The sequence below is a fragment of the Sphingomonas sp. F9_3S_D5_B_2 genome (genome assembly GCF_054263715.1).
On record NZ_JBSZFB010000002.1, the window covers coordinates 427,482 to 448,796 of the forward strand.

The window sequence follows — 21,315 nt, forward strand, 5'->3', positions numbered from 1 at the left end:
CGCCGGTGACTAGCGCAGCAGCGCAGAGATCACCTGCTGAACGACCATCGTGGTCGGATCGACCCCGTAATAATAGCCGTTGTTATAGTAGTAGCGGTAGCGCGAGTTCAGGTTGTACCGGTGCCGCACGCTGTAGGGAATGCGGTTGTAGCTATAGTAGGTGCCGTAGCCGCGTTGGTAACGCTGCCCGCGCGTGAACCGCTGATGGTGCGAACGGCTCTGCCCATAATGATGGCCGTTGTCGTGCCTTCCCTCATGGGCGTTGTGGTGGCCGTGCCGCTGCGCCGCAGCGGGAGCGGAGATGCCGAGCGCTGCTACGCTGGCTAGCATCAGGAACATCTTCATCGTGAATCCTTCCAAGGTTGTTGCGCGACGAACGCTCGCCAACAGCAATTGTTACGTCAGGCGAACGGCGCCCGGCAGAACCGGGCGCCGCCAGCTAACGGTTCGCCGTAACTACCGGACGCTGATAACGCGGGTAACCCGGTAGGTGCGCGGATTAACGACGTAGACGCGGCCGCCCTGGTTCACGTAGCGCCAGTCGCGACGCAGATTGTAGCGGCGGACCAGCGGCGCCGGCAGCGCGCTGTACTGGGTGTAGGAATAGGTCGGCGCGAAGCGATAGCCGACCGCGTAACCTGCCCGCCTTGCCTGGGGGCGGGTGAGCCGATGCCAGGCAACACAGCGGCCGTGCCGCCACTTCGAGCATGTCGTGTGGTTCGTATAGCGCTTGGCGTCGGCCGGAGCCGCGCTCAACGCGACCGCTGCCGCGCCGAGTGCAAGGAAGAATTTCGTCATAGGTTTTCTCCTGAAATTGACTTGGAGCAAACGAGCGGCGCGTCGGGCCAGTTGCGCGGTTCGCCGAAGGTTACACCCTTTTAATCTTGTTGCTGGCTTGCCCCGTCGTGGTTGCGGGGTTGGAGGCACCTCGCTAATCGGGCGCCGCGCTCGTCACGTGGCGACTCCCTTTCGCGGCCGCCGCGACAACAAAGCAGAAAGGTTCGAAGCCCGGCTCATGGCTCGGAAGAAAATCGCGCTCATCGGCGCCGGAATGATCGGCGGCACCCTGGCTCACCTCGCCGCAATTCGGGAGCTTGGCGACATAGTCCTGTTCGACGTGGTCGAGGGCGTGCCTGAAGGAAAGGCCCTGGACATCGCCCAGGCTGGTCCGGTCGACGACTTCGACGTGAACCTGAAGGGCACGTCGAACTACGCGGACATTGCCGACGCTGACGTCTGCATCGTCACGGCTGGCGTCGCCCGCAAGCCGGGCATGAGCCGCGACGACCTGCTCGGCATCAACCTCAAGGTGATGAAGGCGGTCGGCGAGGGGATCAAAGCCAATGCCCCGAATGCATTCGTTATCTGCATCACCAATCCGCTCGACGCTATGGTCTGGGCACTTCGGGAGTTCTCCGGGCTTCCGCACCACATGGTGGTCGGCATGGCCGGCGTGCTCGACAGCGCCCGCTTCCGCCACTTCCTGGCCGAGGAATTCAACGTCAGCGTCGAGGACGTCACCGCCTTCGTGCTCGGCGGCCACGGCGACACCATGGTCCCGGTGGTCGAATATTCGACCGTCGCCGGCATCCCGATCCCCGACCTGGTCAAGATGGGCTGGTCGACGCAGGACAAGATCGACGCGATCGTCAAGCGCACCCGCGGCGGCGGCGGCGAGATCGTCGCCCTCCTGAAGACCGGCTCGGCCTTCTACGCTCCGGCGACCAGCGCCATCGCGATGGCCGAGAGCTTCCTCAAGGACAAGAAGCGGGTCCTCCCCGCCGCTGCGAACCTCACCGGGCAGTACGGCGTGGACAACCTCTACGTCGGCGTCCCCGTCGTGATCGGCGCCGGCGGCGTCGAGCGCATCGTCGAAATCGAGCTGAAGGACGAGGCGAAGGCCAACTTCCAGGTCAGCGTCGACGCGGTCAAGGAGCTGCTCGCCGCCTGCAAGCAGATCGACAGTTCGCTTGACTGATGGATGAAGGATTTGCCTTTGCGTTAGCTGCAATCGTGCCCGTCTCGGCGAGTCTTTGGTGGATCTTTCAAGTGCAAAGGGCATCCGGTGCATCGAGCGAGATCAGGTACTGCGTGGCGCGCAATCTTCTCACCTTCGGCATTGTGTCAGTAGCAGCTGGGGCCGTTTTGGGAGCTGCAGCCTACGGTAGCTCTTTCGGCTTCTGGGCGCTCGCGATCTTCTTGTCGGGACTCTTTTCGATCCCCGCAGCTGCCGTTCTGGGTCTCGGAAACTTGATCCTCTTGAAACGATTAGGGGCAATTCCGTCGCCCACAAAGGACTCTTGAATGTCGATCCTCGTTGACAAGAACACCAAGGTCATCACGCAGGGGATGACCGGGGAAACCGGCACCTTCCACACCGAGCAGGCGCTGGTCTACGGCACGCAGATGGTTGCCGGAGTCACGCCCGGTAAGGGTGGGACCGAGCACCTCGGATTGCCCGTGTTCGACACTGTCGCTGACGCCGTCGCCAAGACCGGCGCGACGGCCTCCGTCATCTACGTCCCACCGCCTTTCGCCGCGGACTCGATCCTCGAGGCGATCGACGCGGAAGTGCCGCTGATCGTCACCATCACGGAGGGCATCCCGGTCCTCGACATGGTCAAGGTCAAACGGGCACTCGACGGTTCGAAGTCGCGGCTGATCGGGCCCAACTGCCCGGGCGTCCTCACGCCAAACGAGTGCAAGATCGGCATCATGCCGGGCAATATCTTCTCGAAGGGCAGCGTCGGCGTCGTCAGCCGCTCCGGCACGCTGACCTACGAGGCGGTGTTCCAGACGACCAACGAGGGGCTTGGCCAGTCGACCGCCGTCGGCATCGGCGGCGATCCCGTCAAGGGCACCGAGTTCATCGACATGCTCGAGATGTTCCTTGCCGACGACGAAACCAGGTCGATCATCATGATCGGCGAGATCGGCGGCAGCGCGGAAGAAGACGCTGCCCAGTTCCTCGCGGACGAAGCGAGGCGTGGTCGCAAGAAGCCGACGGTCGGCTTCATCGCGGGCCGCACCGCGCCTCCCGGGCGCCGGATGGGTCACGCCGGCGCCATCGTTTCGGGCGGCAAGGGCGACGCGGAAAGCAAGATCGCTGCCATGGAAGCGGCTGGAATTACCGTATCTCCAAGCCCATCTGAGCTCGGCAAGACGCTCAAGGCATTGCTGGCAGCGTAACTGGACCCCGTGCGTTCGCACGGGGACGGAGTGACACTTGGACCACCAGAACCTGAACTTCGAACATGAGGCCGGCCCCAGCTGGGAGCGGGAGAACTGGCCGCTTGCCGAACTGGACGATGTGAACCTTGGCCTCGATCCCACGCAAGCGGTGATCGAAAAGGTTCGCGCGGCCGCATCGGACAAGGCCGCAAAGGCCGGCGCCAGCCCGGACGAGATCAGGCGCGCCGCAGACGACAGCATCCGCGCCATGATGCTGATCCGCACCTATCGGGTGCGGGGGCACCTCGCGGCCAACCTGGACCCACTCGGCCTCACGCGCCGTGAGGTTCCGGCGGACCTTACCCCGGCTTACCATGGCTTCAGCGACGCCGACCTCGATCGGCCGATCTGGATCGGCGGCACGCTTGGCTTCCAGAGCGCGACGGTGCGCCAGATCGTCGACGTGCTGCAGGCCAACTACTGCGGGCACGTCGGCCTCGAGTACATGCACATCAACGAGGTCGAGGAGCGGCGCTTCCTCCAGGAGCGGATGGAAGGCAAGGACGCCGAAATCCAGTTCACGCCCGAAGGCAAGCAGGCGATCCTCGTCAAGGTCATTCAGGCGGAGCAGTGGGAGAAGTTCCTCGCCCGCAAATATGTCGGCACCAAGCGCTTCGGCCTCGACGGCGGCGAGAGTGCGGTCCCGGCGCTTGAGGCGGTCATTAAGTACGGCGGACAGATGGGCGTCCAGGAGATCGACGTTGGCATGGCCCACCGGGGCCGGCTGAACATCCTGTCGAACGTCATGGGCAAGCCCGCGCAGGCGATCTTCCACGAGTTCGCGGGCGGCGCGACCAACCCGGCCGACGTCGGCGGTTCGGGCGACGTGAAGTACCACCTCGGCACCTCGTCGGACCGCGAGTTCGACGGCAACAAGGTGCACCTGTCCTTGCTGCCGAACCCGTCGCACCTCGAAGCCGTCGACCCGGTCGTGCTCGGCAAGGCGCGCGCGGTGCTGACGCTGAAGGGCGACCCGCACGGCAAGAGCGTATTGCCGATCCTGCTGCACGGCGACGCGGCCTTCGCGGCGCAGGGCGTCGTCTGGGAATGCCTGAGCTTCTCGGGCCTGCCAGGTTACGCAACCGGCGGCACGATCCATTTCATCATCAACAACCAGGTCGGCTTCACGACCAGTCCGCAGTTCGCGCGATCGTCGCCTTACCCGTCGGACGTCGCCAAGGGCATCCAGGCGCCGATCCTGCACGTCAACGGCGACGATCCGGAAGCGGTCACCTTCTGCTGCAAGCTGGCCATCGAGTTCCGCCAGCGGTTCGGCCGCGACATCGTGATCGACATGTGGTGCTATCGCCGCTTCGGCCACAACGAGGGCGACGAGCCGAGCTTCACGCAGCCGCTGATGTATGCGGCAATCAAGGGTCACCCGCCGATCAGCGAGATCTACGGCAAGCGGCTGATTGCGGAAGGTGTCGTCGACCAGGCCTGGATTGACCAGCAGACGCAGGAGCATGTCGCCCACCTGGAAGCTGACTTCCAGGCAGCCATTTCCTACCTGCCCAACAAGGCGGACTGGTTCGAGGGGCGCTGGGCGGGTCTCGGCCGTCCTGGCGAGCCGGTGCTCGGCCGGCGCAACACGGCGACGGCGATCGACGAGGGCGAATTCCGCCGCCTCGGCGAGGTCCTGACCCACGTTCCGGAAGGCTTCCAGGTTCACCGCACCTTGCAGCGCATCCTCGATGCCAAGCGCGAGATGTTCCAGAGCGGCGCGGGAGTCGACTGGGCGACCGCGGAAGCGCTGGCGTTCGGAAGTCTGATTGCGGAAGGGCACGGCGTCCGGTTGTCCGGGCAGGACAGCGGCCGCGGCACCTTCAGCCAGCGCCACTCGGTGTGGGTGAACCAGCAGAACGGGGACAAGTACATCCCGCTGTGCAGCGTGGAGCCCGGTCGCTTCGAAGTGCGCGACAGCCCGCTTTCCGAGTTCGGCGTGCTTGGCTTTGAATATGGCTATTCGATCGCCGACCCGCGGACGCTGGTGCTGTGGGAAGCGCAGTTCGGCGACTTCGCGAATGGCGCGGAGACCATCATCGACCAGTTCATCGCGTCGGGCGAAGCGAAGTGGCTTCGCGCGAGCGGCCTGGTCATGCTGCTGCCGCACGGCTTCGAAGGACAGGGGCCGGAGCACAGCTCGGCGCGGCTGGAGCGTTACCTCCAGCTCTGCGCGGAGGACAATCTCCAGGTCGCGAACTGCACGACTCCGGCGAACTACTTCCACATCCTGCGCCGGCAGATGCGTCGCGACTTCCGCAAGCCGCTGATCCTGATGACTCCCAAGTCGCTGCTTCGGCACAAGCTTGCGGTATCGAGCATCGCCGACTTCACGGGTGACAGCCACTTCCGGAGGATTGTCTCCGACCTGAGTCCGCCGGCGGAAGGCGAGACGCGCCGGCTGGTGCTGTGCTCGGGCAAGGTCGCCTACGACCTGATCGAGCAGCGCGACCAGGCGGGGGACAGCGGCGTGGAGATCCTGCGCATGGAGCAGCTCTATCCGTTCCCGTCGGAGCCCCTGGTGAAGCGGCTTCGCGCCATGCCGAAGCTGCAGGACGTGATCTGGGCGCAGGAAGAACCAAAGAACAACGGCGCCTGGACGTTCGTCGAGCCGCTGCTCGAGGCTTGCCTGGTGGAAACGGGGTTCGGCAACATGCGGCCGCAATATGCGGGTCGCGACGCTGCTGCTTCGCCGGCGACCGGCCTTGCCAAGCGGCACGCCGCAGAGCAGGCGGCCTTGATTGCAGCCGCGCTCGGCCATAGCAGCCCCGTCGAGTCCGCCGCGGTCGCGGCAGAGTGAAGGATCATCATGGCGACTGACGTTCAGGTCCCGGCCCTCGGGGAATCGATCACCGAAGGCACGCTCGCCCAGTGGTTGAAGAAGCCCGGTGAAGCAGTTGCGGCCGACGAGCCGATCGCGAGCCTGGAGACGGACAAGGTCAGCGTCGACGTGCCGTCACCCGTCGCCGGTGTATTGACCGAGCAGCTGGTCCACGAAGGCGACAATGTCGCGGTCGGAGCAGTGATTGCGCGCATCGACCAGAGTGCGACGGCAGGCGCTGCAGTTCCGGCGTCCAGTCCTGCTCCAGTGCCTGCGAGCACCGCGACCAACCCCGCCGGTGCCGGGGAGAACCCGCAGTTGCGCGGCAGCGAGCACGCGCCTGATGCGGTCACCAACAACGCCGAGGCATCGTCGGCGGACGATGGCATCTCCACCATGTCGCCGGCGGTTCGCCGCGCGGTTCTCGAATATCACGTCGATCCGACGAAGATCCGGGGCAGCGGCAAGGACGGACGCCTGACCAAGGACGATGTGATCGCGGCGGCGCAGGCTCAGAAGACTCCTCCAGCGCCGCAGCCTGAACTCAAGGCGCCTTCCGCACCTGCCCCGGCGGCCGCCGCTCAGCGGCCAGCGACGGTCTCCGGCGAGCGCAAGGAAGAGCGCGTGCGCCTTTCGCGCCTGCGCCAGACCATCGCCACGCGCCTGAAGGAATCGCAGAACACCGCGGCGATCCTGACGACCTTCAACGACGTCGACATGACCGCCGTCATCGAGGCGCGGGCGCGCTACAAGGACTTGTTCGAGAAGAAGCACGGCATCCGGCTTGGCTTCATGGGCTTCTTCGTGAAAGCCTGTGCACTTGCAGCCCGGGACGTGCCGTCGGTCAACGCTATGATCGATGGCGATGAGATCGTCTATCGCGACTACCTCGACGTCTCGGTCGCCGTCTCCGCGCCCAAGGGCCTGGTCGTTCCGGTCGTTCGCAACGCCCAGGCGATGGGTTTCGCCGAGATCGAGAAAACAATCGCGGACTTCGGCAAGCGAGCCAAGGACGGCACGCTGACCATGGACGACATGGCCGGCGGCACGTTCACCATCTCGAACGGCGGCGTGTTCGGCTCGCTGCTGTCGACGCCGATCCTGAACGCGGGTCAGTCGGGCGTGCTCGGTATGCACCGCATCGAGGAGCGGCCGGTCGTCCGCGACGGGCAGATCGTTGCCCGGCCCATGATGTACCTGGCGCTCAGCTACGACCATCGCTTGGTTGACGGCCGCGAGGCGGTGACCTTCCTGGTGCGGGTGAAGGAAGCGATCGAGGACCCGACCCGGCTCCTCATCGACCTATAGAAACTAGGCTGCCGCTCTCGCCTGCGACTGCATGTTGTAGGCGAGCCGCTCCGCAGTGCCGGTGAGCACGGCCTCGTGCTGGTCTACCCGCCACACAGGGCAGGCGCCAATCAGCCGCGCGAAGTTCCTGCGCCCGGCGAAACTGGAGTCGAATGCGCTGCGGCCGCCCGCCTCCAGGATGCGGTTCACTCGCGATCCCGTCAGCATCACCCCATTCCAGGCGCCATAGGCGTGGACCAGGTTCACCGCGAACCGACCGAGGAGTTCCGACTGCAGGCGCGGCCGCTCGGGATCGAGCATCTGCGGGCAGGCGCTCGCCCACAGGGGATCGTTGCGGTCGACCATCAGCAGCCGTTCCCAGCTTGCCGCGGGAGAATTGCCCTTGAGCGCTTGCGACAGCTGGAACTCGGCCTGACTCAGCGGCGCGAAATCCATGTGCCCGGCCTCGGTTTCGAGCACGCGCATGTGACCGGTTCGGTCGACGTCGACGATGGCAGCGCCAACACCCTCCTCGACCATGATCATGACGAAGCGCGCCGGCTTGTCGAATGCCGGAGCGCCGATGCCGCGGAGATTGCCGACCGTCGCCGAGCCGGACCGCACGGCCCACGCGCGCGCAGCGACATCATTGAGCACCATGACCGGGTGCTCGAAAATCGCTGCCAGTCCGGAGCGGGTGATCGTCCAGCGCGAGCGCACCAGCGACAGCGCCTCGCCGCTCGTCGCCCCCGCCATGGCGATGACGCAGCGCGTGCCGTGCAGCGTCACGCCCTGCTCGCGCTCGACGCGCTGCAGCCCGTCGGTGAAGGTCGGCACCCCCGTGATGTCGATCTCACGGACAGCCTGCAGCCGCGGTCGCGGCGACGGCGTGGCCGTCGCCACCCGCAGGACGCCCTGCGCCGACGCTTCGACAAGCAACCACGGCCGGGCGTCCGGCAAACTCGAGCTCATCATACCACTCTCACCCCTGGTGATAGCGCTAACACGCACCACTTAAGCTTGGGTTACCTCTCGACGGGTTGCCGCGGCCAAGTCTAAGGCGCGCGCAATCCTTCCCGCTCCGGAGCGTTTGAATGGCTGACAATTTCGACTTCGACGTGCTCGTGATCGGCTCTGGCCCGGGCGGCTATGTGGCCGCGATCCGCGCCGCGCAGCTCGGCCTGAAGACCGCCTGCGCCGAGAGCCGCGAGACGCTCGGTGGCACTTGTCTCAACGTCGGCTGTATCCCTTCCAAGGCGCTGCTGCATGCGTCGGAGCTGTTCGAAGAAGCTCATGACGGCACGCTCGCCAAATGGGGCATTAAGCCGCAGGGCGTCGAGCTCGACCTCGGCACGATGCACGCCGCGCGCAAGGAAGCCGTGAAGGGCCTGACGCAGGGCATCGAGTTCCTGTTCAAGAAGAACAAGGTCGAATGGCTGAAGGGCCGCGCCAGCTTCGAAAGCGCCGACACCGTGAAGGTCGGCGACCGCACCGTCCGGGCGAAGAACATCGTCATCGCAACCGGCTCGTCGGTCACGCCGCTCCCGGGAATCACGATCGACCAGGAGCGGATCGTCGATTCTACGGGCGCCCTTGAGCTTCCTGAAGTGCCCGGGCGCATGATCGTGATCGGCGGCGGCGTGATCGGACTCGAACTCGGATCCGTGTGGCGACGGCTTGGCGCACAGGTCACCGTCGTCGAGTTCCTCGACCAGATCCTGCCCGGCTTCGATGCCGACGTCCGCAAGGAATCGAACAAGATATTCAAGAAGCAGGGCTTCGAGTTCCGCCTCTCGACCAAGGTAACGAAGGCGGATCGCAACGGCGATACGGTCACCCTGACGCTTGAACCCGCTGCTGGCGGCGCGGCAGAGAGCATCGAGGCAGACGTCGTGCTCGTCTCGGTCGGTCGTCGCGCCAACACCGAAGGGCTCGCGATCGAGAAGGCGGGTCTCGCCACGAACCAGCGCGGGCAGGTCGAGACCGACCACCAGTTCCGCACCAGCGTGCCGGGCGTGTGGGCGATCGGCGACGTGATTCCCGGGCCGATGCTCGCGCACAAGGCCGAGGACGAAGGCATCGCCGTTGCGGAGAACATCGCGGGGCAAACCGGCATCGTGAACCACGATGTCATCCCGAGCGTGGTCTATACGACGCCCGAGATCGCCGGCGTCGGCCTGACGGAGGAGCAGGCCCGCGAGCATGGCGAGATCAAGGTCGGCAAGTTCCCGATGATGGCCAACAGCCGCGCCAAGACCAATCGCGAGCCGGATGGCTTCGTGAAGGTGATCGCGGATGCGAAGAGCGATCGCGTGCTCGGCGTCTGGATCATCGCGACCGTTGCCGGGACGATGATTGCTGAAGCGGCGCTGGCGATGGAGTTCGGCGCGACCAGCGAGGACATCGCCTACACCTGCCACGCGCACCCGACGCACAGCGAGGCGCTCAAGGAAGCCGCCATGGCGGTGACTGGGAAGCCCATCCACATCTGACGCGTTGGGCGTCGCGATGGCGAAGCTTCATGACGAATGGGTCGTTGCGCCGCACGGCCCGCTGCGAGAGATCGAGCCCGGGCTGCTGACGGTGGTGGGCGAGATCAAGATGCCGCTCGGCGCTTTCCCGCGCCGTATGACGGTAATCGCGCTGGAGCGCGGCGGAACGGCCCTCTACTCGCCCATCCCGCTTCGAGAACCCGACATGAAGCGGATCGAAGCGCTCGGTGAACCGGCTTACCTGATCGTACCGAATCCGGCGCATAGGCTGGACATCCGCGCCTTCCACCACCGGTACCCGCGCGCCAAGGTGGTGACCGCGCCGGGCGCCAAGTCGCGGGTCGAAGAAGCGGTGAAGCCGGCGCAGACGAGCGCGCGGCTGGGCAAATCGGCAAGCCTGATCGTAGTAGCGGGCACCGGCGAGCGCGAAGTGGCGCTGCTCGTCGGCGGCGAAAGGTCTTCGCTCATCACCAACGACATCATCGGCAACGTCCGCTCGCCACGTGGGATCGGCGGGTGGCTGATCAACCGCATCCTTCGATTCGGTCCGAAGCCCCACGTGCCGCGTGACGTCCGCGGCCTCCTCATCAACGACAAAGAGGCGCTTGCCACACAGTTCCGGCTGTGGGCGGAGATCGAGGGACTTGAGCGGATCATCCCCTCGCACGGCGAAATCATCGCGGACCCCGGACCCGTGCTGCGTCGCCTCGCTGACGAGCTCGACTAGGCGGCTCCACATTTCATTAACCAGTTCGATTTAACCGTCGGCTCTCGTGTTGTTTGCCTTTGGGGGAGGGCGCGCGTGCCTGAAGTAGCTGGTTTCGAGTATCGATGGTTGCGTGCGCTCGTCGGAATGGCGCTGGTTACCGCGACGATCGCAATTGCCCTTGGAGTATCCGTCGGGGTCCCGGCTCTGCAAGTCCTCGCCCGCTACGCTGGCAGGATCTGGTGGCTGAGCGCGCCGACACTCTTCCTTGCCCTCGTCATCTTCTTCGTACGCTCGATGGTGCTCCGTCGGCCGAGCCCCTTCGAAGACTTGCGGCCGTTCGTCGCGAGCAGGCTCGGGTCGGTTGAGGCCGCGGCAGCAACTCTGGGCCCAATCCTGATCGTGCCGGTGATCCTCGGCGCGTTCGGCACTCTCAAGCAGATCATGCCGCTGATCAGCCCTTTCGCCTGGGACAACGGCATCGCAGAGGTGGGCCGTGTCATGTTCGGCGGGACGCGGGCGTGGCATTTCACGCACGCCATCTTCGGAGGCCCGCTTCCGACCATGATTATCGACCGGGTCTACACGGCGTGGGTGCCGATCCTGTCGATAGCGGTGCTGTTCTTCGCTGTGTTCGCGGCGCCTGAGCTGCGAGCCCGCTTTTTCCTTTCCTTTGCAGCCGCATGGGTGCTGCTTGGGATCGTCGGCGCTTTCCTTCTGTCGTCAGCCGGGCCGTGCTTCGTGCCGCACCTGGGTGGTCCAGCGGCCGAAGACTTCGGTGAACTCATGGCTCGTCTTCGTTCGATCGATGCTGCCGGGTATCACCTTGGCGCTCTCGAGTGGCAGGAGATGCTGTGGAAGGCGCAAGCCGAGCATCGCTACGGTTTCGGGCTCGGCATCTCGGCCATGCCCTCGATGCACAATGCGATTGCATTCCTCTACGGCCTCGCGGCGCTTCGCACCCGGCCGCTGGTGCGCGCCGTGGTGTGGCTGTTCGCGGTGACGATCCTGATCGGTTCGGTTCACCTTGGCTGGCACTATATCGCGGACGGGATCGTCGCCTGGGCGGGCATGGGCCTGATCTGGTGGGGCGCGGGCGTCTATCTGAACGCGGGTGCGACGCGCAGCGAGGAAGTGCCCGAGTTGGTTCCAGCAGCCGCCTAGCCGAGGACGGACGCGGGCAGGGGTTCACGCGGCGCCGATCGTCGCGGAGCCAAGTCTTTCTGCCAGCGTCCGACGTCTACCCATTCGCCGAGCTTGAACCCCACTCCGCGTTCGACGCCGATGGGGCTGAACCCGAGCCCCTCGTGAAGAGCGACGCTGGCCGGGTTGGGGAGAGAGATGCCGGCGACCGCGGTGACGAATCCTTGTCGCTCCAGCAATGCGAGGTGCGCGGTCAGAAGCTGGCGCCCGAGCCCACGCCCCTGTGCCGCCTGCTCGAGATATAATCCGCTCTCGACGCTCCACCGGTAGGCCCGCCGTCCTCGCAGTGGTGACGTCGACGCATAGCCGAGGACCTTGCCGTCCGTCTCGAGCAGCAGCCACGGCAGCAGCGGATCCACCATGCGGCGCCCGATTTCCGCCGCGTCCGGCGCAACTTCCTCGAAACTGATCCGGCTGGTCTCGACGAACGGCCGGTAGATGCGGGCGATCGCGGCCGCGTCGGCGGCAGCGGCCAGGCGGATCAGGACAGCCATGCCTCGAATAGTTGAAGCAGGCTGCGGTCCTGGCCGGTGATGCGCGCCGGAGCAACGGCCGGGCACTCAAGACAGCGCGCCTGAATGCTCGGGCCCGACATGATCATGCGGATGTCGCTGATGACCTGCGCCAGCTGCTGCTGCGGCTGAGCAGCGAGCATCGAGAACGCATCGTCCGGGCTCGACGTATTGCTGTTGCCGGCGGCAAGCGCCTCGAGCAGCTGCTGCTTCATGCTGACGGGCGGCTCGAGGTAGCGAAGGTCGCGATTGTTGCTGTCGAGATGCGCGAGTTGGGCAGCCTTTGCGACTGCGTCGGACATCCTGCCGAACCCGTCCACCAAACCGAGCTGCCGGGCGGTGCCGCCGTCCCAGACGCGGCCTTGGGCGATCTTGTCGACGTCGGCAGGGGTCTTGTGCCGTGAAGCCGCGACAATCGTGAGGAAGCGGCGATACGTGGATTCGACTCCGGTCTGGATGAGCCGGCCCGCTTCGGGCGACGGTCCGCGCAACAGGTCGGGCTCGCCCGACAGCGGAGTCGTCTTTACGCCGTCGGCGCCGACGCCGAGCTTCTGGAGCGTTCCCTGGAAGCTCGGCAGAACGCCGAACACGCCGATCGAGCCGGTGATGGTCGACGGCTCGGCGTAGATGAAGTTGGCGGGCGTCGAGACCCAGTAGCCGCCCGATGCCGCCACGCTGCCCATGGAGACGACGACGGGGATGCCCTTCGCCTTCGCGTGGAGGATTGCTTCGCGGATGCGCTCGGAGGCAAGCACCGATCCGCCGGGGCTGTCGACGCGCACGACGAGCGCCTTGATGCCCTTTTCGACGCCGTCGTCGATTTCCTGTGCGATCGTGTCGCCGCCGGCTGTTCCCGCCGACGCCTTGCCGTCCACGATCATGCCTGCGACCGTCACGATGCCGATCGGCCCGCGCGCCTTGTTCGGGACTTTCTCCGCGACATAGGAAGCGAGCTTGATCTGCCGGTAGCCGCCGACGGCGTTCTTGTCGGTGCCGCCAAGCGCCTTCAGCCGCTCTTCGAACTGGCTGCGGTCACCGACGTGATCGACGAGGCCGGCATTAAGCGCCGCCTTCGCCATGTCGCCGCCGGCCGCATCGACTGCACCCGGCATATCCTTGAGGAACAGGTCGACATTGGCCTTCGGACGAGCGCGGTGGATTTCCTGGCGCCAGCTTTCCAGCATCGCCTGGCCGAGCGCGAGATAGTTCTCCTTCGCTGCCGGCGACATATCGTTGCGGATGTAAGGCTCGACCGCCGACTTGTAGGTGCCGACGCGGTAGACGTTGGCGGTGACGCCCAGCTTGTCGAGCAGGCCCTTGTAATAGAGGTTCGTGCCGCCCGGTCCGGCGATCGCGACTGTGCCCAATGGATGGAGCCAGACCTCCGAAGCGGCCGAGGCGAGCTCATAGCCGTCGTTGGTGTAGCCGACGCCATAGGCAATCACCGGCTTGCCGGATGCGCGGACGCGCAGGACTGCGTCCGACAGGTCGGCCATGGCCGTGTGTCCGCCGCCAGTGAACCCATCGAGGTCCAGCGCCACGGCCTTGACGCGGTCGTCGCCGCGGGCCTGGTCGAGCGCGCCGATCAGGTCGCGGAGGCGATATTCCTGAATTCGGCTGCCGCCGGCGAGTTCGGAGAAGCTCGCCTTGGAAGGCTGTTCGACCACGGCGCCGTTGAGATCGAGCGCGAGCACACCGTCCGTCACGGGCGTCGGCCGTGCCGAGAGCGCCGCATAGAGCACTCCGAAAAACAGCAGCATGAAGATCAGGACAAGCGCGTCCTTGATCCCGACCAGCAGCTTCCAGACGGCGCGAACGAACTTCATCTCATCAGCCTTCGATTGTGCGCCGCTTGGCTAGCGGACGCCTGGCCGGGGAGCCAAACCTTTTCGACGGGCAGCCTTGCAGTTAGGCGCTGGCGTCGTGAACCCTCGTGCGAACCTTTCACCTGCCAAGGAGCGCGGCCGCTGGCTGCAGGAGCTTCGCGCCATGCTGGGGCTCGCCTGGCCGCTGATCCTCGCAAATGTCACCCAGCAGGTGATCCAGGCGACGGACGTGCTGCTCATGGGGCGGTTGGGCGCGGCGCCGCTGGCCGCTGCCACGCTTGCTCTCAACCTCACCTGGACGTTCAGCATATTCCTGCTCGGCCTGATCACCGCATCTTCGCCGATGATGGCGACGGCGCTCGGCCGCCGGGCCAATGCGGTGCGCGATGTCCGGCGGACCTTCCGGGCCGGACTGTGGCTGATCGCGATCGTCATGCCGCCCTATTGGCTGCTGATGTGGCACGTCGGGGACATCATGCGTGCGTTCGGCGAGTCCGAGGAATTGGCGCGCATGGGCCAGAGCTTCCTTAGGGCCTACATGTGGCTGGTGGCGCCGTGGCTGCTGTTCCAGCTGCTCCGCAACTTCGTCTCCAGTCTCGAGAGGCCACGGATCATCCTCTGGCTAAGCATCGCGGGCATCCTGGTGAACGCGCTGATCAGCTGGTCACTGATCTTCGGTCACTTCGGTCTTCCCGCTCTTGGGCTGGTCGGCGGCGGGCTGGGAAGCACGATCACATGGTCGCTGCTGTGCGCCGCGCTAATCGCCGTCACTTCCCTCGACCGCCAGTTTCGGCGCTTCCATCTGTTCGGGAACTGGTGGCGGTTCGACCGCCAGCGGACGATGGCAATGGTGAAGCTCGGCTGGCCGATCGGCGCCACCATGGGGCTGGAAATCGGCGTCTTCGCGCTTGCCGCCTATCTGATGGGGTGGCTCGGCGCACCGGCGGTCGCCGGGCACGCCGTTGCTCTGCAGGTGGCGGCGCTCACCTTCATGGTGCCGCTCGGCCTCGGCCAGGCGGCGACGGTACGGGTCGGGCTGGCGGTTGGCCGCAACGACCCCGAAGCGATCACCCGCGCCGGGTGGACAGCGTGGGTGCTCGGGACGGCGTTCATGGGCGCGATGGCGCTTGCAATCTGGAGCGAACCGCATGCGCTGGTGACGCTGTTCCTGGCCGATGTGCCGGCGAACGCACTGGCGATCGAGCTCGCCGTCAGCTTCCTGAAGATCGCCGCGGCGTTCCAGCTCGTCGACGGCGCACAGGTGATTGGCGCCGGAATGCTCAGGGGCCTTCACGACACGCGCTGGCCGGTGATCTTCGCGCTGCTGGGTTATTGGGTCGTCGGCCTCGGCATCGGTGCATGGCTGGCGTTCGGGCGTGACTGGCGCGGAGTCGGCATCTGGACCGGGCTCGCCAGCGGGCTTGCTGCCGTCGCCGTTCTGATGCTCGCCCGGTGGGCGATGCGCGACCGGCTGGGGCTCACCGCGACCGCCTGAATTTTGCGCGGCAGCCCGTTGACGAGTTGGAATGCCACAACCATATGGCCGGCATCGTTGGCACTCTCGTCAGGAGAGTGCCAGCGGCTAGTTCAACCATTTGAAGGAAAGAGGGGGTTAGCCCTATGGGTTTCAGGCCGCTTCATGATCGTGTCCTCGTCCGCCGTGTCGAGGCCGAGGAAAAGACGTCGGGTGGGATCATCATCCCCGACACCGCCAAGGAAAAGCCCCAGGAAGGCGAAGTCGTCGCCGTGGGTGCCGGCGCCCGCAGCGACGAGGGCAAGGTCACGCCGCTGGACGTTAAGGCCGGCGACAAGATCCTGTTCGGCAAGTGGTCGGGTACCGAGGTGAAAATCGACGGTGAAGACCTCATCATCATGAAGGAAAGCGACATCCTCGGGATCGTCGCCTGACCTCAAGATCACGCTCTACAGTGTGAACATTCGGAACATTCACAGAATGAAAGGGTAGCCAAATGGCAGCCAAGGACGTGAAATTCAGCCGCGACGCGCGTGAGCGCATCATGCGCGGCGTCGATATCCTCGCCGATGCAGTGAAGGTGACGCTTGGTCCGAAGGGCCGCAACGTCGTCATCGACAAGAGCTTTGGCGCTCCTCGCATCACCAAGGACGGCGTCACCGTCGCCAAGGAGATCGAGCTCAAGGACAAGTTCGAGAACATGGGCGCCCAGATGGTGCGCGAAGTGGCTTCGAAGACCAACGACCTCGCCGGCGACGGTACCACCACGGCGACCGTTCTCGCCCAGGCGATCGTTCGCGAGGGCATGAAGTCGGTTGCAGCCGGCATGAACCCGATGGACCTCAAGCGCGGCATCGATATCGCCGTCCAGAAGGTCGTCGCGGATCTCAAGAGCCGTTCCAAGGACGTCCAGGGCTCCAGCGAGATCGCTCAGGTCGGCATCATTTCGGCGAACGGCGACCGCGAAGTCGGCGAGAAGATTGCCGAAGCGATGGAAAAGGTCGGCAAGGAAGGCGTGATCACGGTTGAAGAGGCCAAGGGTCTGGAGTTTGAGCTCGATGTCGTCGAAGGCATGCAGTTCGACCGCGGCTACCTGTCGCCCTACTTCATCACCAACCCCGAGAAGATGCAGGTCGAGCTTAGCGACCCCTACATCCTCATCCACGAGAAGAAGCTGTCGAACCTCCAGGCGATGCTTCCGATCCTGGAAGCGGTGGTCCAGTCGGGCCGCCCGCTGCTGATTATCGCCGAGGACATCGAGGGCGAGGCTCTGGCCACGCTCGTCGTCAACAAGCTGCGCGGCGGCCTCAAGGTCGCGGCCGTGAAGGCTCCGGGTTTCGGCGATCGGCGCAAGGCGATGCTCGAGGACATCGCGATCCTCACCGGCGGCGAGATGATCAGCGAGGATCTCGGCATCAAGCTCGAGAGCGTCACTGTGAACATGCTCGGCCAGGCCAAGCGCGTCACCATCGACAAGGACAACACGACCATCGTCGATGGCAACGGCACCCGCGACACGATCGAGGGCCGCGTTGGCGCGATCCGTCAGCAGATCGAGACCACGACGTCCGACTACGACCGTGAGAAGCTGCAGGAGCGGCTGGCGAAGCTCGCCGGCGGCGTTGCGGTCATCAAGGTCGGCGGTGCGTCCGAGATCGAGGTGAAGGAGCGCAAGGACCGCGTCGACGACGCGCTTCACGCGACCCGCGCTGCGGTCGAGGAAGGCATCGTTCCGGGCGGCGGTACCGCTCTGCTCTATGCCACCAAGGCACTCGACGGCCTGAAGGGTGAGAACGACGACCAGACCCGCGGCATCGATATCATCCGCAAGGCGCTGTATTCGCCGCTGCGGCAGATCGCCGAGAACGCTGGCCACGACGGCGCGGTCGTCTCGGGCAAGCTGCTCGACGGCAACGACGCGACGCTCGGCTTCAATGCGCAGACGGACCAGTATGAAAACCTGGTTCAGTCCGGCGTGATCGATCCGACCAAGGTGGTGCGCACGGCGCTCCAGGACGCCGCGAGCGTTGCTGGGCTGCTGATCACCACGGAGGCGACGATTGCCGAGCTTCCGGAAGACAAGCCTGCTCCGGCCATGGCCGGCGGCGGCGGCATGGGCGGAATGGACTTCTAAGCCACTCCACTCAGTCTGATGAACGGGAAGGGCCGGCGGCATTTGCCTCCGGCCCTTCTGCGTTGTTGGCGAGCCTGTTCAGCGACTCGTCCATCTCATTGAGCTGGTCCGACTCGTCGGCTGTCGGCGCCGGCGGCCGCTCGTCCCGGCATCCTGCAAGCGACAGCGCAAGGAAGATCAGTCGAAGCTTCATCCGCTCGCATTATCACCTCCCGCGAACGCAAAAAAAAGGGCCGCCCCGAAGGACGGCCCTTTCGCTGGACCCTTGCGGGTGTGGCGAATTACTGGGCGTTGGTCGCCGAGTTGTTCACCGCGTCCTGCGCGTTGTCGATCGCGTCGGCCGCGTTGTTGACCGAAGCGTCGGCAGCGTTGAGCGCCGCATCGGCGTTCGCCGTCGCGTCGTTGCCGATGGCGGCATTGGTGTCGACCGCTGCCGAATTCTCGACGTTGGTGTCGACGGCCGCATTGTTGTCGGCGTCGTTCTTGCTGCACGCGGCCAGGCCGAGCGCGAGGACCGCAACGGTCAGAGCAACCTTCTTCATGATCGTTCCACTCCCTTCAAAAGCCCCAAAGGCGGGGCCAGTCTCGGCCTGCTGAATCGAACAGGCCATTGGCGCCGAATCGCAGACGCCGGGGTGGGGGTCAATCCCTATTGTATCACAAGGGTTTAGATTTGCTCTGTCGATTGACCATATAAAGATATCTTTATATCGTTATCTCAGTGACCGACGATCTTCCCCTTGCCGACCGCATCCAGGCGCTCGCAGACCCGACGCGGCTGCGGATCATCGCCTTGCTGCGGATCATGGAGCTTTCGGTCGGTGAGCTTGCACAGGTTCTCGGGCAGAGTCAGCCGCGCGTTTCGCGGCACCTGAAGATTCTTGCCGACGCGGGTGTCCTCGACCGCCGAAAGGAAGGCAGTTGGGTTTTCGTGGCACTTGCGGGCAGCGATCGAACCGAGGCGATGTTCGCGCTGGTCGACTCCTGGGCCGAGGATTCGACCCACGCGCTGTTCGAGGCCGATGCTGCCCGCACGCAGGGGATCCGGCGGGACCGTGCGGAAGCAGCCAACCGCTATTTCGCCTCGCACGCCGAGGTCTGGGACCAGATCCGCTCGCTTCACGTCGCCGAATGCGATGTCGAACGGGCGATGGAGCGCGCGCTCGGCCGGCGCAGCCTCGGCCGCCTCGTCGACATCGGCACGGGCACCGGCCGCATGATCGAGCTGTTCGCCCGCCGCGCGAGCCAGGCGGTGGGTATCGACCGGTCGTCGGAAATGCTGCGGCTGGCCCGCGTGAAGCTCGAAGCCGCCGGCATCGCATCCAGTCTTCGGCAGGGCGACATGTACGCGCTGCCGCTCGCTGACAGCAGCGCCGACAGCATCATCATCCACCAGGTGCTGCACTATGCGCATTCTCCGGCCGCCGCGATTTCCGAAGCAGCCCGCGTCTTGTCGGCCGGCGGTACGCTGCTAGTCGTCGACTTCGCGGCGCACGACCGCGAAGAGCTGCGCGCAAGGGACGCACACATCCGCCTCGGCTTCGAAGATGAAGCGGTGGCTGGCTGGTTCGCCGCCGCCGGCCTCACCGTCGATCGCGTCGAACATCTCAAGGGTGGCGAACTGACCGTGACCTTGTGGCGCGGATCCAAGGCGGGCGTGCCGCAGCAGAGGGCGGCATGAACGCGCTCGAGGGTCTCGCTCACCACCGGCCGCTGTTCGCCGAAGCGCATGGCGACATCGCCGTGAGTTTCGAGTTCTTCCCGCCGAAGAACGAGCGAATGGCGGAAACACTATGGGATTCGATTCAGACCCTGGCGCCGCTGCAGCCGCGGTTCGTCTCGGTGACCTATGGAGCGGGCGGCTCGACGCGCGAGCGCACGCACCAGACCGTCCAGCGGATCGTCAAGGAGACCTCGCTCACTCCGGCCGCGCACCTGACCTGCGTCGGTGCAAGCCGCCATGAAGTGGACGCGATTGCGCGCGACTACTGGGACCTCGGGGTTCGTCACATCGTTGCCCTGCGTGGTGACCCGCCTGAGCCCGGCACCGCATATTCGTCGCATCCGGACGGCTACGCGAACGCCGCCGAACTCGTCACCGGCCTTAAGAACATTGCGCCGTTCGACATCTCAGTCGCAGCCTATCCAGAGCTGCATCCCGACTCCGGTGACCGTGCTACCGATCTCGACAACCTGAAGCGCAAGGTGGACGCAGGCGCCGACCGCGCGATCACGCAATTCTTCTTTTCTGCCGACTGCTTCCTGCAGTTCCGGGACGACGTTGCCGCAGCCGGCATCGACATCGAGATCGTGCCGGGCATCCTGCCGGTCTCCAACGTCGCGCAGACGCGGCGCTTTGCCGAGGCTTGCGGCGCGGGAATCCCGGACTGGCTGAACAGCCTGTTCGAGGGGCTCGACGACCTACCCGCCGCCCGGCAACTCATCGCGGCAACCGTTGCTGCCGAACTGTGCGGCCAACTCTACGCGGGCGGAGTACGCCACTTCCACTTCTACACGCTGAACCGGGCGGAGCTCGCTTACGCGATCTGCCACCTGCTGGGCGTCAGGGCGAAAACATCATGAACGTGGCTGAATCATTCCGGGCCGAGGCGGCTCGTCGCATTCTCATCAAGGACGGCGCCTACGGGACTCTTATTCAAGAGCAAAGGTTGCAAAGCGGGGATTATTGCGGTGGGCTGGACCTGCTCAAGGACCAGCGCGGCAACAACGATCTGCTCAACCTCAGCCGGCCCGATGTCGTGCGTTCCATCTGCGAGCGCTTCGCCGATGCGGGCGCGGACCTGCTCGCCACCAACACCTTCAACGCCAACGCGATCAGCCAGGCCGACTACGGCGCCGAAGCGCTCGTGCAGCAGATCAACTTGGCCGCTGCCCGGATCACGCGGGAAGTCGCCGACCGATATTCCGCGAAGGACGGCAGGCCCCGCTGGGTTGCAGGGGCGCTCGGTCCGACCAACAAGACCTTGTCGCTGTCGCCGAACGTCAACGATCCTGCGTACCGCGAGGTAGACTTCGATCAGGTGAAGGCGGTCTACCGCGAGCAGATCGACGCGCTCGTCGCGGGCGGCGTCGACTTCATCCTCATCGAGACGATCTTCGATACTCTGAACGCCAAGGCCGCGGTCATGGCGGCTTTGGACGCCGAACAGGACCTTGGCCGCCCGCTGCCGCTGATGATCTCGATGACCCTGACCGATCTCAGCGGACGCAACCTGTCGGGCCACACTGTCGAGGCCTTCTGGGCATCGGTGCGCCACGCCCGGCCGGTCACGATTGGCCTCAACTGCTCATTTGGTGCGGCGCAGCTCCGGCCGCACCTCTCAGCGCTGACGGCGGTCGCCGATACGCTGGTAATGGCTTATCCGAATGCCGGGCTGCCGAACGAGCTTGGAGAATATGACGAGGCTGCGGCCGAAACCGCCGCGCAGGTCCGCGAGTGGATCGACAGCGGCCTCGTCAACGTCGTCGGCGGCTGCTGCGGGACGACGCCGCAGCATATTGCCGCAATTGCCGGGGCGGCGCGCGATTGCACGCCGCGCACCGTCCCGGCCGCTCGCCGCGACACGGTTCTCGCCGGACTCGAGCCGATGGTGATCGCGGCCTGA

At 65.4% G+C, this 21,315-nt stretch carries 21 protein-coding genes; 14 read left to right on the plus strand and 7 right to left on the minus strand.

Annotated features, from left to right (window positions below):
• Nucleotides 1-9: 9 nt before the first annotated feature.
• Entirely contained in the window at nt 10-345 is a 336-nt protein-coding gene (locus tag ACUXST_RS08045; RefSeq protein ID WP_458389453.1) for a hypothetical protein, read from the minus strand.
• A gap of 111 nt (nt 346-456) precedes the next feature.
• Nucleotides 457-798 (minus strand): hypothetical protein, encoded by a 342-nt coding sequence (locus ACUXST_RS08050; RefSeq protein ID WP_458389454.1) that lies wholly within the window; start codon nt 796-798, stop codon nt 457-459.
• 217 nt (nt 799-1,015) lie between these two features.
• Here ACUXST_RS08050 and mdh point away from each other — a divergent pair, with 217 nt between their 5' ends.
• The 5 genes from mdh to odhB are packed head-to-tail and all read left to right on the plus strand — an operon-like array spanning nt 1,016 to nt 7,363.
• Nucleotides 1,016-1,978, plus strand: coding sequence for a malate dehydrogenase (gene mdh, locus ACUXST_RS08055; RefSeq protein ID WP_458389455.1), 963 nt, complete (start codon nt 1,016-1,018; stop codon nt 1,976-1,978).
• Nucleotides 1,978-2,304, plus strand: coding sequence for a hypothetical protein (locus tag ACUXST_RS08060; protein ID WP_458389456.1), 327 nt, complete (start codon nt 1,978-1,980; stop codon nt 2,302-2,304). The genes mdh and ACUXST_RS08060 overlap by 1 nt, the downstream gene beginning before the upstream one ends.
• Entirely contained in the window at nt 2,305-3,189 is an 885-nt protein-coding gene (sucD, locus tag ACUXST_RS08065) for a succinate--CoA ligase subunit alpha (protein WP_458389457.1), read from the plus strand.
• A gap of 37 nt (nt 3,190-3,226) precedes the next feature.
• A complete protein-coding gene (locus ACUXST_RS08070; RefSeq protein WP_458389458.1) occupies nt 3,227-6,034 on the plus strand; it encodes a 2-oxoglutarate dehydrogenase E1 component in 2,808 nt (935 codons plus the stop codon).
• Nucleotides 6,035-6,043: 9 nt separating this feature from the next.
• Nucleotides 6,044-7,363, plus strand: coding sequence for a 2-oxoglutarate dehydrogenase complex dihydrolipoyllysine-residue succinyltransferase (odhB, locus tag ACUXST_RS08075; protein WP_458389459.1), 1,320 nt, complete (start codon nt 6,044-6,046; stop codon nt 7,361-7,363).
• Between the two features lie 3 nt (nt 7,364-7,366).
• Here the strand turns inward: odhB and ACUXST_RS08080 are convergent, their stop codons facing one another.
• Nucleotides 7,367-8,314 carry a glucokinase gene (locus ACUXST_RS08080; RefSeq protein ID WP_458389460.1) on the minus strand — a complete coding sequence of 316 codons (948 nt, stop codon included), beginning with the start codon at nt 8,312-8,314 and terminating at the stop codon, nt 7,367-7,369.
• Nucleotides 8,315-8,436: 122 nt separating this feature from the next.
• Here ACUXST_RS08080 and lpdA point away from each other — a divergent pair, with 122 nt between their 5' ends.
• From lpdA to ACUXST_RS08095, 3 genes are all read left to right on the plus strand, one after another.
• Complete coding sequence (lpdA, locus tag ACUXST_RS08085) at nt 8,437-9,834, plus strand: dihydrolipoyl dehydrogenase (RefSeq protein WP_458389461.1); 1,398 nt, start codon at nt 8,437-8,439, stop codon at nt 9,832-9,834.
• Nucleotides 9,835-9,850: 16 nt separating this feature from the next.
• Entirely contained in the window at nt 9,851-10,561 is a 711-nt protein-coding gene (locus tag ACUXST_RS08090) for a hypothetical protein (protein WP_458389462.1), read from the plus strand.
• 75 nt (nt 10,562-10,636) lie between these two features.
• On the plus strand, nt 10,637-11,704 hold the full coding sequence (locus ACUXST_RS08095) for a phosphatase PAP2 family protein (protein WP_458389463.1): 1,068 nt from the start codon (nt 10,637-10,639) through the stop codon (nt 11,702-11,704).
• Here the strand turns inward: ACUXST_RS08095 and ACUXST_RS08100 are convergent.
• Together ACUXST_RS08100 and sppA are read right to left on the minus strand one after the other, a co-directional pair.
• Nucleotides 11,701-12,237 (minus strand): N-acetyltransferase family protein, encoded by a 537-nt coding sequence (locus ACUXST_RS08100; RefSeq protein ID WP_458389464.1) that lies wholly within the window; start codon nt 12,235-12,237, stop codon nt 11,701-11,703. The two genes, ACUXST_RS08095 and ACUXST_RS08100, sit on opposite strands and share 4 nt — an antisense overlap.
• The gene (gene sppA, locus ACUXST_RS08105; RefSeq protein WP_458389465.1) at nt 12,225-14,081 is read right to left on the minus strand and encodes a signal peptide peptidase SppA; all 1,857 of its coding nucleotides are present in this window, start codon (nt 14,079-14,081) and stop codon (nt 12,225-12,227) included. Before sppA ends, ACUXST_RS08100 begins: the two co-directional genes overlap by 13 nt.
• A gap of 97 nt (nt 14,082-14,178) precedes the next feature.
• Here sppA and ACUXST_RS08110 point away from each other — a divergent pair, with 97 nt between their 5' ends.
• The 3 genes from ACUXST_RS08110 to groL all read left to right on the plus strand — a co-directional run bounded on the left by ACUXST_RS08110 (nt 14,179) and on the right by groL (nt 17,689).
• A complete protein-coding gene (locus ACUXST_RS08110) occupies nt 14,179-15,576 on the plus strand; it encodes an MATE family efflux transporter (RefSeq protein ID WP_458389466.1) in 1,398 nt (465 codons plus the stop codon).
• Between the two features lie 125 nt (nt 15,577-15,701).
• Nucleotides 15,702-15,989 carry a co-chaperone GroES gene (gene groES / locus ACUXST_RS08115; protein WP_458389467.1) on the plus strand — a complete coding sequence of 96 codons (288 nt, stop codon included), beginning with the start codon at nt 15,702-15,704 and terminating at the stop codon, nt 15,987-15,989.
• A 62-nt stretch (nt 15,990-16,051) separates the two neighbouring features.
• Nucleotides 16,052-17,689, plus strand: coding sequence for a chaperonin GroEL (gene groL, locus ACUXST_RS08120; protein WP_458389468.1), 1,638 nt, complete (start codon nt 16,052-16,054; stop codon nt 17,687-17,689).
• A gap of 10 nt (nt 17,690-17,699) precedes the next feature.
• Here groL and ACUXST_RS08125 read toward each other — a convergent pair whose 3' ends face one another.
• On the minus strand, nt 17,700-17,882 hold the full coding sequence (locus tag ACUXST_RS08125; protein WP_458389469.1) for a hypothetical protein: 183 nt from the start codon (nt 17,880-17,882) through the stop codon (nt 17,700-17,702).
• A gap of 88 nt (nt 17,883-17,970) precedes the next feature.
• On the minus strand, nt 17,971-18,231 hold the full coding sequence (locus tag ACUXST_RS08130; protein WP_458389470.1) for a hypothetical protein: 261 nt from the start codon (nt 18,229-18,231) through the stop codon (nt 17,971-17,973).
• A 179-nt stretch (nt 18,232-18,410) separates the two neighbouring features.
• Between ACUXST_RS08130 and ACUXST_RS08135 the strand changes: the two genes are divergently transcribed.
• The 3 genes from ACUXST_RS08135 to ACUXST_RS08145 are packed head-to-tail and all read left to right on the plus strand — an operon-like array spanning nt 18,411 to nt 21,315.
• Nucleotides 18,411-19,370: an ArsR/SmtB family transcription factor gene (locus ACUXST_RS08135; RefSeq protein ID WP_458389471.1), complete on the plus strand. Its 960-nt coding sequence runs from the start codon at nt 18,411-18,413 to the stop codon at nt 19,368-19,370.
• Nucleotides 19,367-20,272, plus strand: a complete 906-nt coding sequence (gene metF / locus ACUXST_RS08140) for a methylenetetrahydrofolate reductase [NAD(P)H] (RefSeq protein ID WP_458389472.1) — start codon at nt 19,367-19,369, stop codon at nt 20,270-20,272. Before ACUXST_RS08135 ends, metF begins: the two co-directional genes overlap by 4 nt.
• Complete coding sequence (locus ACUXST_RS08145) at nt 20,269-21,315, plus strand: homocysteine S-methyltransferase family protein (protein WP_458389473.1); 1,047 nt, start codon at nt 20,269-20,271, stop codon at nt 21,313-21,315. Before metF ends, ACUXST_RS08145 begins: the two co-directional genes overlap by 4 nt.